The sequence below is a fragment of the Microbacterium sp. LjRoot205 genome, from assembly GCF_056175745.1.
Genome location: NZ_JBGFFH010000005.1, coordinates 207,305 through 219,506 on the forward strand (window position 1 = coordinate 207,305; position 12,202 = coordinate 219,506).

General features: G+C 68.8%; 7 protein-coding genes. 5 read left to right on the forward strand and 2 right to left on the reverse strand.

Annotated features, from left to right (window positions below; translation table 11 throughout):
- Positions 1–23 precede the first annotated feature (23 nt).
- Entirely contained in the window at positions 24–3,020 is a 2,997-nt protein-coding gene (locus AC04ME_RS12425; RefSeq protein WP_475435246.1) for an alpha-mannosidase, read from the reverse strand.
- A 165-nt stretch (positions 3,021–3,185) separates the two neighbouring features.
- Here AC04ME_RS12425 and AC04ME_RS12430 point away from each other — a divergent pair, with 165 nt between their 5' ends.
- Positions 3,186–4,217 carry a LacI family DNA-binding transcriptional regulator gene (locus AC04ME_RS12430; protein WP_042536817.1) on the forward strand — a complete coding sequence of 344 codons (1,032 nt, stop codon included), beginning with the start codon at positions 3,186–3,188 and terminating at the stop codon, positions 4,215–4,217.
- A gap of 32 nt (positions 4,218–4,249) precedes the next feature.
- Here AC04ME_RS12430 and AC04ME_RS12435 read toward each other — a convergent pair whose 3' ends face one another.
- Entirely contained in the window at positions 4,250–5,560 is a 1,311-nt protein-coding gene (locus AC04ME_RS12435) for a glycoside hydrolase 5 family protein (RefSeq protein WP_475435248.1), read from the reverse strand.
- Positions 5,561–5,771: 211 nt separating this feature from the next.
- Between AC04ME_RS12435 and AC04ME_RS12440 the strand changes: the two genes are divergently transcribed.
- From AC04ME_RS12440 to AC04ME_RS12455, 4 genes are read left to right on the forward strand one after another with little or no spacing between them, the layout of a single operon-like run.
- Positions 5,772–7,073: an ABC transporter substrate-binding protein gene (locus AC04ME_RS12440; protein WP_042536819.1), complete on the forward strand. Its 1,302-nt coding sequence runs from the start codon at positions 5,772–5,774 to the stop codon at positions 7,071–7,073.
- A gap of 3 nt (positions 7,074–7,076) precedes the next feature.
- Positions 7,077–8,003, forward strand: coding sequence for a carbohydrate ABC transporter permease (locus AC04ME_RS12445; RefSeq protein ID WP_197065931.1), 927 nt, complete (start codon positions 7,077–7,079; stop codon positions 8,001–8,003).
- Positions 8,000–8,935: a carbohydrate ABC transporter permease gene (locus AC04ME_RS12450; RefSeq protein WP_042536820.1), complete on the forward strand. Its 936-nt coding sequence runs from the start codon at positions 8,000–8,002 to the stop codon at positions 8,933–8,935. The genes AC04ME_RS12445 and AC04ME_RS12450 overlap by 4 nt, the downstream gene beginning before the upstream one ends.
- Positions 8,932–12,174 carry a GH92 family glycosyl hydrolase gene (locus tag AC04ME_RS12455; RefSeq protein ID WP_475435251.1) on the forward strand — a complete coding sequence of 1,081 codons (3,243 nt, stop codon included), beginning with the start codon at positions 8,932–8,934 and terminating at the stop codon, positions 12,172–12,174. The genes AC04ME_RS12450 and AC04ME_RS12455 overlap by 4 nt, the downstream gene beginning before the upstream one ends.
- Positions 12,175–12,202: the final 28 nt, after the last annotated feature.

Here is a 12,202-nt window from a genome sequence, read left to right on the forward strand (position 1 = left end):
GGCGACCGCGGATGACGCAGGTCTCAACGCACGATGCGCAGCGTCCGCACCTCGAACGGCCGCAGACGCAGCTCGCCGCCCACGCGCCCGTCGTCCAGCGCGTCCTCGATCAGAGAGACCTCCCGAATCTCCTGATGCTCGAAGTCGGCAGCGAGCGACCCGACCGCACGGCGCCCGAGCGCCTCGTAGAGTCGCACGATCACGTCGCCCGAGCCGTCGTCGGCGAGCTTCACACCCGAGACCACGATGCCCTCACCCTCGACGCTCACGAGCGGCGCGACCTCGTGCGCGCCGCGCACCAGGGTCGGCAGCGAGTTGAGGCGGATGCCCTCGGCGGTCGCGATCGCGGCGTCCGCACCGACCACGAAGCCGATCTCGATCTGGTGGTGGCCGTGGTCGGTGTCGGGGTCGGGGAACCGCGGCGCGCGCAGCAACGAGAGCCGCACAGTGGTCGTGACGGCCTCATCCGACACCTCGCGCGACGTGTCGTACCCGTAGATCGAGTCGTTCACGAGCGCGACGCCGAAGTCCTGCTCGCGCACCAGCACGAAGCGGTGCATCGAGGTCTCGAACTTCGCCGCCTCCCAGCTGGTGTTGGTGTGCGTCACGCGCGACTGGTAGCCGAACTGCGTCTCGGCCTCGGTGTGCGTTGCCTGCACGTCGAGCGGGAACGCGAGCTTGAGCAGCTTCTCGGTCTCGTGCCAGTCGATGTCGTTGCGGAGCAGCACGGTGCGCTGACCGGGCGCGAGGGTGATGGTCTGCTCGATCGTCGACTCGGAGAACGACCGGGTCACGACGACCGAGGCTGTGCCGTCGACGACGGATGCCGAGATCGAATCGACCGCGGTGAGGTCGTCGACGCTGTTGCGGTAGTACTTGTCGATGTCCCACGCGTCCCACATGTTCGGGAAGTCCTGGTGCAGCTGGAACAGGTTCGCCGCGCGCCGCTCGGCCACCGCCTCGCGACCCGACGTCTTGTCGACCGCTGAGACGATGAGCCCCTCGGAGGAGATCAGCACGGAGACGAGCTCGTTCTCGAGGCGCCACCCGCCGTCTTCGCCGGAGAGCATGACGGATGCCGGGGCAGGCGCCTCGACGAAGCCCGCCCCGAGCGCGCGTCCACCGCCACCGACCGACGTCGGCACGAACCGCAGCTCGCGATCCCCCTCGCCCGCGAGCGAGCGACGAGCGGCAACCGATATGTCCTCGGCATCCGACAGCACGTTCGTGAGGACCTCGACGGCCTCGCGGTGCACCCACGCGATCGACGTGCCCGGCAGGATGTCGTGGAACTCGTGCAGCAGCACGGTCTCCCACAGCCGATCGAACTCGGCCTGCGGGTATGCGGCGCCGGTGCGCACGGCATCCGTCGCCGCCCACAGCTCGGCCTCGACCAGCGCGTGCTCGGCCCAGCGGTGCAGCGCCTTCGTGGCGTGCTGGCTGGTGAGGGTTCCGCGGTGCAGCTCGAGGTAGAGCTCGCCGACCCAGACGGCCGGGTTCGGCAGCTCGGCGCGGGCGGCGTCGAAGAAGGTGTCCGGGTGCTCCCAGACGACCCGCGCGCTGCCCTCGAGGTTCTCGAGGCGCTTCGCCTTGCCGGTCATCTCACGCGTGGTGCCTCCACCGCCGTCGCCCCAGCCCACCGGGGCGATCGACCGCGATGTCACACGGTTCTCCTTGAACTGACGCGAGGCCTTGGCGACCTCCATGCCGCTGAGCTGGGAGTTGTAGGTGTCCATCGAGGGGAAGTGCGTGAACACCTGCGATCCGTCGATGCCCTCCCAGAGGAAGGAGTGGTGCGGGAAGACGTTCTGCTGGTTCCAGGAGATCTTCTGCGTGAAGAACCACTCGAACCCGGCACGGCGCATGAGTTGCGGCAGAGCCGGCGAGTAGCCGAAGCTGTCGGGAAGCCAGACGCCCTTCGAACGGATGCCGAACTCCCGCTCGAAGAAGCGCTGCCCATAGGAGAACTGGCGCACGAGCGATTCACCCGTCGGCATCACGGTGTCGGATTCGACCCACATTCCGCCGAGCGGCAGGAAGCGCCCCTCGGCGACGGCGGCCTTGACCCTGGCGTACACCTCGGGCCGGTGCTCCTTGAGCCACGCGTACTGCTGCGCGCTCGACATGCCGTAGAGGAAGTCCGGCTGTTCGTCGATGAGCGTCGTCATCGACGAGGTGGTGCGGGCCACCTTGCGGATCGTCTCGCGCACCGGCCACAGCCAGGCGGAGTCGATGTGCGCGTGGCCGATCGCCGAGATGCGGTGCGCGCTGGCCTCGGCGGGCGCTGCGAGCACGTCTGCCAGGCGAGCGCGGGCGTCGGGTGCGGTCTGCACGATGCGCTGCAGATCGAGCACATCGAGGGCGTCGTCCATGGCCTGCAGGATCTGCATGCGTCTCGGCGACGTCGCCGGCAGCTCGGCCTGCAGCTCGAACAGCACCTCGAGGTCGAGGGACAGCTCGAAGACCTCCTGCTCGAAGACGGCGAGGTCGATGCGGCGGGTGCGATAGAGCGGCTCTCGGGACGACGTCCGGATGTCGCCCTCCTGCGTCGGCAGGAAGGGGTGGTAGTCGAGCAGCACCGGGTTGGCGGCCGCCTCGAGATACAGCTCGACGGGCTCGTCGCCGTGAGCGTCCTCGGTGATGGGCAGCCACTGGTTGCGCGGGTTGATGCTCTTGACCGGACTGCCGTCGGGCCGGTAGACGAGCGCCTCGCACTGGAAGCCGGGCATGTTGATGTCGAATCCGAGGTCGATGACGGCCTCGACCCGGCGGCCGGCCCATTCGGCGGGCACGCGACCGGTGATCTTGAACCAGGTCGTCGACCAGGCGGGGCCCCACATGCTCGGCACGGAGGCCGGGGCGAAGTCGAGGGCGAGCCCGTCCGCGGGGCTGATCGGCTCACCCGGGAGCTGGTTCACCTCGATCGTGAGGGGCACGGATGCGGAGTGGACGGCCGGGCGGATGCGCTCGTCGAGCACCCGCTTGACGCGGCCGACGGTGAGCGAGGTGTCGTCATGCATGGTGTGATTCTCCGGGCTCGACGGTGAGAGGGGACCTGACTCGCGCCCGGGAGTCGGGCGGTTGCCGACAATGCTATCGGATTTACTAAAGCGATCTAGTAAACCCGCCCGGAATCACGCTCGACAGCTTCCGAGCGGCTAAACCGATCAAGTAGTGTGAGGCGCATGACCTCGGGCAAACGCGTCACCATCGCGGACATCGCGCGCATGGCCGGAGTCTCGCCCGGAGCCGTGTCGTTCGCGCTCAACGGACGCCCCGGCGTGAGCGACGAGACCCGTCAGCGCATCCTCGCGATCGTCGAGGAGAACCACTGGCAGCCCAGCTCCGCGGCGCGCGCCCTGGTCGGCGCCCGCGCCAACACGGTCGGCTTCGCACTCGCGCGTCCCGCCCGTTCGCTCGGATCCGAGGCGTTCTTCACCGACCTCATCGCCGGCATCGAGTCGCGGCTCTCCGAGAGCAAGGTCAGTCTGCAGCTGCGCCTGGTCACCGACATCGCCGAGGAGATGGAGGTGCATCGGCAGTGGCGGTCGTCGAACCAGGTCGACGGCATCATCCTCATCGACCCTCGCGACGACGACCCCCGCAGTGACCGGATCGCGGCGCTCGACGCCCGCGCGGTGATGATCGGCTCGAAGCCCTCCCCCGAGGGAGCAGTGCCGAGCGTCTGGATCGCCGACGACGAGGTGGCCGAGACGCTCTTCTCCTACCTCGCTGCCCTGGGGCACACGCGCATCGCCTACGTCGCCGGCCCCGCCGAGCTCGAGCACACCCGTCTGCGCGCTGAGGTGCTGCACGCCATGGCATCCGACGGCATCGCGGGCGAGGTGATCACGACCGACTTCTCCCCCGCCAGGGCCTCCGCCGTCACACGCTCCCAGCTCTCGGGCCGCCTGCGCCCGACGGCGATCGTCTACGACAACGACGTGATGGCGGTGGCCGGCCTCAGGGTCGCCCAGGAGATGGGCCGCGCCGTTCCGCGCGACGTCTCGATCGCATCCTTCGACGACTCGGTGATCGCCGGTCTGATCAACCCGTCGATCACCGCGATGACCCGTGACACGTTCGAGCTCGGCGAGCAGGCCGCGACACTGCTGCTGCAGCAGATCGTCGCCGGCCTCAACCTGCCCAGCGCTCAGGGCCCGACGCCGACCCTCACCGCCCGCGAGAGCACGGCTCCGCCGGCGGCAGCATCCTGACGACGACTCTCCGGCGTCTCGCGACGTCGTCGTCAGCCGTCGACGACGGTGTTGACGGAGCCGTAGGGGTCGACCCCGCTCGTCGAGAGATCAGGACGGATGAGGCGACGGATGCCGCGCGCGGCGAGCGCCGCGTCGTCGAGAGCCGTCTGCGACGTCACGAAGGCAGGGTCGAGGCCGGCGTCGCAGGCATCCACCCAGGCCTGGAAGACCGCACCGCCCGGGCTGAGAGCCGCGCGACTCACGGGCACCTCGCGCTCGTCGACGTCGACCACGATCGCCGTCTCGCGGGCGGGCACCGCGCGGCGCTCGCGCAGTTCGGGGATCAGCTCGGCGAACCGGCGGCCGAGCGGCTTGGCCGCACCGCTCTGATCGATCAGGCCGAGCGAGTACTCGAGCTCGGGGAAGTCGCCGAGCTCACGGCTCACATCGTGCGAGCACCACCAGGTCACGCCCCAGAGATTCTCCGTTCGCACCGCCGACCGCAGCGTCGCCTCGAGGAAGCCGGGCATCTCGCTCTCGTCGAGGCAGTTCGACGGGGCACCCACCTCCTGCAGCCAGACCGGTCGCTCGCGATCGGTGGCGAAGGCGCGGGACAGCTCGATGAGGTACTCGGCGTGGCGGTCGGCGGCGACCGACCTGCCGCCGTAGCGCTGAGCCGTGCCGTTGAAGATCCAGGAGTGGATCGTGGTCATCTCGCCCAGGCGCGACGCATGCGCGGGGGTGAAGCCGTGCCCGTCCATGTACCAGACCGCGTCGTACTCGCTGTGGACGTGCGAGAGGCCGGGTGCCGCTCCTTCGGCGGCAGCGAGCAGCGACTCGATCCAGTGCCCCGCTTCGTCGGTCGTGACCGGCCAGGGCGACGGATGCGTGTGCGCCGAGAACTGGTTCGTCTCGTTGCCGAGGGTCAGCCCGAGGAAGTTCGGGGCGTCGCGCAGCGCGCCGGCGAGCGTCTGCACGAGGTCGACCTGCCCGCTGAGCGCTGTCGGGTCGGTGAACATGTTGCGGTCGTGCCAGGTGTAGAGCCAGGAGGGCACGAAGTCGAAGCTCGACAGGTGCCCCTGGATCACGTCGACGCTCGCGTCGAGCTCGAACTCGGCAGCGATGTCGACCATGGCGCGGACATCGTCGATCGCCTTCGTGCGGATGAGCGTGCGGTTCGGCTGCAGCACCGTCCACAGCGGGAAGACCCTCACGTGGTCGAGTCCGAGCTCTGCGAGAGCCGCGAAGTCGCGCCGCACGTCATCGGGGGTGAAGTCCAGCCAGGAGTGCATCCAGTCCTTCGACGGCGTGTAGTTCGCCCCGAATCTCAGGCGAGCATCGAGAGCGCGGCGCTGCGTCATGTGTCCGGACCTTTCCGACAGAGCCCTCCGGCGAGGACATTTCGCACCACTATAACGCTTGAGCACGAGGCCGCCACCCGAAATTCCGCTATCTGCATGCATGCGGAGCGTCGAGACCTTGACAGAGACCGCGACGGATGGTTTCATCTGCTAAAGCGTTGTAGTCCGCCGGACGGACACCGCCAATCGCCCGCCTCGAGGAAGAAGCACGATGAAAGTTCCCGCACGCATTGTCGCTCTGGCAACATTCACGATCGGCGCCATGGCGCTCGCCGGCTGCACCGGAGGCGGCGCCACATCGGGTGCCGCCGGTCCGATCGACACCTCCGGTGAGCTGAGCGGAACCATCCAGTTCCAGACCTGGTCGCTGAAGAACGAGAAGTTCACCCCCTACTTCGAAGACCTGATCGACGCGTTCGAGAAGGAGCACCCGGATGTCACGGTCGAGTGGCTCGACCAGCCGGGCGACGGCTACCAGGAGAAGATCCTGAGCCAGGCGAACGCCGACACCCTCCCCGACGTGCTGAACCTGCCGCCGGACATCGCGTACCCCCTCGTCGCCGCCGGCAAGCTCGTCGACCTCGAGACGGCGGACCCCGACCTGAAGTCCGGGTACAACGCCGGCGCATGGGATGCGTACAGCCAGTACCCCGGCGTCGAAGGCACCTACGGTCTGCCCTGGTACCTCTCGAGCGACGCCTCGTGGTGGAACCTCGCGCAGCTCGCCCCCTACGGCGTCACGGAGGAGAACCTCCCCACGACGGTCGACGAGCTGCTCACCCTCGCGAAGGACGTGGCCACCGAGTCCGGCGGCAAGGTGCAGCTGCTGTCGTCGATCCCCGCTCTCGACACCTTCACCTCCGCCGGCATGGAGGTCATCAACGACGAGGGCGAGTTCGACTTCAACACCGAGGAGGCCGCCGCGATCATCGAGAAGTACGCCGACGCGTATGCGGCCGGGGCGATGCCCGCCGAGGCTCTGACCGGCGACTACGGCGGAAACGCCGAGGCCTACATCCAGGAGAAGGTCGCCTTCACCACCGGCGGCACCGGCTTCACGACCGACCTCGCCAAGGACGCCCCGGCGCTGCTGGAGAACACCGTCGCCACGCAGCGTCTCGGCATCCCTCCGCTCTATGTGCAGGGACTGAACGTCTCCGCCGACTCCGACAACAAGGAGGCTGCACTCGCGTTCGCCGAGTTCGCGACGAACGAGGAGAACCAGGTCGCCTTCTCGTCCCTCGCCGTCGGCACGGCGCCCGGCACGTCGTCGGGTGGTGACGCCGTGGTCGAGAACATCTCGTCGTCGATCACCGACGAGAAGCAGCTGTCGGCGATCGACACCGTGTTCACCGCGATGGAGGATGCCAAGGCCATCCCGTTCCAGTGGACGTCCGACATGGCTACGTACATGACTCAGCAGATCGCGCTCGCCGTCAACGGCGAGGCCGACGCGCAGGAGCAGCTCGACAAGATCGTCGAGTACGCCAACGCGAACCGCGTGGACCAGTAAGCCATGAGCACGGACACCAGCATCCGGAGCCGGAGGAAGAGCATCACGTCCCACCGGTGGTTCACCCCGTGGCTGCTCCTCGGCCCCGCCGTCATCTGGGTGCTGGTGTTCGCGCTCTGGCCGTTCCTCAACACCGTCTTCCTGAGTTTCACCGACGCCCGCCCCCTGCGCACGCCCGAGTTCGTCGGCGGGGCGAACTACGAGCGGATGTTCGGCGACGAGATGTTCTGGAACGCCCTCACCACCTGCATCATCTACGTGGTCGTCTGCGTGCCGCTGCTCACGATCCTCCCGCTGCTTCTCGCTCTGCTCGTGCAGAAGAAGCTGCCGGGTATCGCGTTCTTCCGCACCACCTTCTACTTCCCCGTCATCGCCTCGGTGGTCGTGGTCGCGCTCATCTGGACCTGGCTGTTCGACAGTCGCGGCATCATCAACCAGACGCTCGAGTTCCTCGGCCTGGTCGACAAGCCGATGGCGTTCCTCGTCGACCGCTGGCTGCTGCTCGGCTGCGCGATCCTGCTGACGGTGTGGAAGGGCCTCGGCTACTACATGGTCGTCTACCTCGCCGCCCTCGGCAACGTCGGCAAGGAGCTGCATGAAGCGGCGATGCTCGACGGAGCAGGGTCGTTCCGCCGTTTCCTCTCGGTGACGATCCCCTCGGTGCGCGGTGCCATGCTCCTGATCGCGGTGCTCATAGCGGTCTCGGCGATGAGGGTGTTCGCCGAGCTGGACGTGCTCTCGAAGAGCACCGGCGGGCCGGGCGGCTACGACATGTCGCTGGTCATGCTGATCCGTCAGGTCGGCTCCGGTCTCAACGGCAACATCGGCTATGCCTCGGCGATCAGCGTCGCCCTGTTCCTCCTCACCCTGATCCCGCTCGCCGCGATCGCCATCATGAATCGCGAGAAGAAGGCGAAGGTCCCCGCATGAGCACGCTCACCCCGCCGCGCGTCGACGACGACCGGCGTCCCGACGATCAGACCGCCGCGACCACACGCGAACGCATCTTCCGCCGCCGCGGCTCAGGCGATTTCAGCAAGCCGACGCTCGGCGGGCTGATCGGCCGCTACGCTCTGCTGCTGTTCGTGCTGGTGATCGTCATCGGCCCGTTCCTGTGGCAGCTCTCGACCTCGTTCAAGGGCCCGCAGGAGAACATCTACTCCTTCCCGCCGAACCTCATCCCCCGCGAGCCGACGCTGCAGAACTACGCCACCGTCGCCGAGATCGTCCCGGTCTATCTCTACGCCTGGCACTCCCTGCTCGTCTCGGTCGGCACGGTGCTCAGCAACGTGATCCTCGCCACGTTCGCGGGCTACGCCCTCGGCTGCATGCGCTTCCGCGGCAAGTGGATCGTCATGGCCATCCTGCTGTCGACCCTGCTCTTCCCCGGCGAGGTCACCGTGACGAGCAACTTCCTCACGATCCGCGCACTCGGCCTCGCCGACACCCTGTGGGGCGTGTTCCTGCCCGGCGCGATCAGCGCCATGAACGTGCTGCTCGTCGCCACCGCGTGCCGGATGATCCCCCAGGACGTGCTGGATGCCGCGACCGTCGACGGCGCCACGACCTGGCAGCGCATCCGCCATATCGTGTGGCCCAACATCCGGGGCATGGTCTCGGTCGTCGCCGTCTTCGCCTTCATCGGCGCGTGGGACGACTACCTCTGGCCCCTCATCGTGCTCTCCGACCCGTCGAAGTACACGCTGACCGTCGGCATGGCGTATCTGAACAGCAGCTTCTCCGTCGATCCGCGTCTGATCGCGGCGGGCACCATGATCGCGCTCGTGCCGATCGTGATCATGTTCTCGTTCACGCAGCGGTTCTTCTTCAAGGGCGTGCAGGAGGGCGCGGTCAAGGGGTGAGCACCGTGCACCTCATCCCCGCCGACGGGCCGGTCGATCCACCGTCATCTCGTCCTCGGGCAGGCGTGATCCCCGGGCAGGTCTTCGCCTTCTCCTTCGACCCCTCGGCAGGCGAGCAGCGGATCGACGTGCCCGGACTCGCAGACATCCCCGTCACGCCGGACACCGTGCTGCACTGGGCGTTCTATGCCGACGGCGCCGACGCGACCCTCGCCCCGCATGCGGCGCTCGCGGTGACCGTCGATGCGCGGCGTGCCGACGGCGCGAGGCTGAGTGACATCGCCGCCGTGCGCGACCGGTACGACTTCCCGCTCACCGCCGATGCGCAGTTCGGGGCCCGCTGGAGTCTGCCGGAGCAGTGGAACGCCGACACGGTGTCTCTCGGCCCGCTGTGTTCGGGTTCTGTGCCGCACACCTCGGTCACCGTCGAACTCGTCCTGGGCACAGGATCCCTGGCGACCGACGCGGATCTCCCCTCGCGCGTCAGCGGCTTCGTGCAGTGCGTCGTCGAGGAGATGCCGGAGCAGCCCGCGGCGGCGGACCTTCCTCCCGTCGAGCGCGTGGACACCCGTCGAGGCACGCACTCCGGACCGCGCTTCTCGCGCGGCAACACGATCCCCGCGGTCGCCGTTCCGCACGGCTTCACGTTCGTCACTCCGGCGACCGATGCCTCGGACACCCGTTGGCCGTACCGCCCCAGCATCCACGACGACCCGCCGGGGCGACGCCTCGAAGCGCTGCAGTTCTCCCATCAGCCCAGTCCGTGGATCGGCGATCGCTCGGTGCTCCAGCTCATGCCGTTCGACGGACGCCCGATGTCTGACCGTGGAGAGCGTCGACGCTGGATCACCCCCGGGTCCGAGCGCGCCCGCCCGCACGAGTACGCGGTCGACCTCGGCGGACTGCGCGCAGAGATGACCGCGACCTCGCACGCCGCCGCCTTCCGGGTGCGCGGCGCCGAGGCCGACGCCATCGTCGGGTTCGTGATCGATCAGCCGACCGACGAGGGACGCCTGACCTGGACCGATGACGGCGGCTTCGAAGGGTGGACGCCCGAGGGCACCGAGGACTGGGGCAACGCTCCGCGCTGCTACTTCGCGGGCGTGGTGCTGCGCAGCGAGGGTGACGACGCGTCGGGCCCGCGCGGCGCGCTCGACGACGCCGTGCGGGTGCACGTCGCCGGCTATGTCGGCGGGCGCGGTTCGCTCGAGGTGCGCGTGGCGGTGTCGTTCGTGTCGATCGAGCAGGCCAGACGCAGCCTCGACCTCGAAGCGCCGGCCGAGGTGACCTACGACGAGGTGCGGGCGGCATCCGCAGCATCCTGGAACCGCGTGCTGGGGCGCGTGACCATCCCGCCCCTCCCCGAGGCGGAGGCTCCGTATCGCCGACTGGCGCACGACGAGCATGTGAGCCGGATCGCCGCGGCCCTGCACCGGATGCATCTGTATCCGAACACCGCCGCCGAGAACGCGGGAACCGCCGATGCCCCGATCCTTCGATTCGCCGACGCCTTCGCGGGGCGAGAGCCGTTCGGCGAACGCACCACCAGCGCCCCGATCGTCGACGGCGAGCTGGTGGTGAACAACGGCTACTGGGACACCTACCGCACCGAATGGCCGGCACTCGCGCTGCTCGACCCTGCGCTGACCGGCAGGCTGCTCGACGGACAGCTCGAGCAGTATCGCCGTGGAGGCTGGATGGTCCGGTGGAGCGCCCCGGGATACGTCGACAGCATGGTAGGAACGTCGAGCGACCAGATCTTCGCCGACGCCGCCCGGTGGGGAGCGGAGTTCGACCGTGCGGAGGCGTTCGAGAGCGGCTGGCGCAACGCCTGCGAGCCGGGGCCCGATGCGCTGCGCGGTCGCAAGGGCATCGCCCGCGGGCGCTTCACCGGATTCATCTCGTCCGACGAGCCGGAGGGCATGAGCTGGACCATCGAGAACGCCGTGAGCGATGCCGCACTCGGCCGGTTCGCCGCGCAGCTCGCCGCCGATGCGGAGTCCGCACAGGATGCCGCGCGCTACCGCTCTTTCGCCCGGTACTTCGCGAACCGGGCGCTGTCGTACCGCACCCTGTTCGATGCGGACTCCGGCTTCCTCCGCGGCAAGGACTCCGCGGGCGGCTTCGCGCCGGCCTTCGACCCGCGGACCTGGGGCGGCGACAATGTCGAGACGAACGCCTGGGGCATGTCGGTCGGCGCCGTGCACGACGGAGTCGGACTCGCGACGCTGCATGGCGGCCGCGACGCCTTCGGCCAGCATCTCGACGACCTCTTCGCGGAGCCCGAGACAGCCGACAAGCGCTTCGGCGGAGCATACGGCGCGGTCATCCACGAGCAGCGCGAGGCGCGGGCGCTGCGCTCCGGCATGTGCGCGATCTCGAATCAGCCCGCCCACCACATCCCCTTCATGTACGCGTTCAGTGACCGGCCATGGCGCACCGCGGGGATCGTGAACGAGCTCGCCGCCCGCCTCTTCGCGGGCGCCCACATCGGTCAGGGCTTCCCCGGCGACGAGGACAACGGCGAGATGAGCGCGTGGTGGCTGTGGGCGGCTCTCGGGCTCTACCCGCTCGAGCTCGCGTCGGGAGTGCTGCGGATCGGGTCTCCCCTCTTCGACGACATCCGCGTCGATCGCGCCGACGGCTCCTCGCTGCGCATCCGGTCTCACCGCAGCGAGCCGGCCGCCCACGTGCTGGAGAGCGCGCGACTGGACGGGGTCGATCTCGATCGCRCCGAGCTCCCCATCGCCGCGCTGGCCGGTGACGCCGACCTCGAACTGATCTTCGTCACCGATCCTTCGGATGCCCTCGAGACGGGCGAGCACGCACCGGCAGCCCACTCGACCTGGTGTCGCGATCTGACGGCCGAGCGAGCCGATGTGATCGCAGCGGCATCCGTCGTCGATGCCCGGCGCCTCTTCGACGACGGCGAGCATGGCGGTTCGAGCGGCGTCGTCCTGGCCGCCGGTGAATGGGCGGGATGCCGCTTCGCCGAGCCCCGCGCCGTGAGCGACCTCACCGTGACGATGGTCGCTGCAGCCCCATCGTCGCGCCTGCAGTGGGAGGTCGTCGATGAGGACGGGAACTGGACCGCGGCACCGACCACGCACGACGCGGAGCTGGCCGCAGACCGCACCACCCCGTTCGAGCTGGCGGCACCGGTCGTGACCCCGGCGATCCGCGTGCGGGCGGAGGCCGGGGTCACGATCCGTCAGATCGAGGTCTTCGACCTCGGGTGATCGCTTCGATCTCAGGTGAGCATTTTGA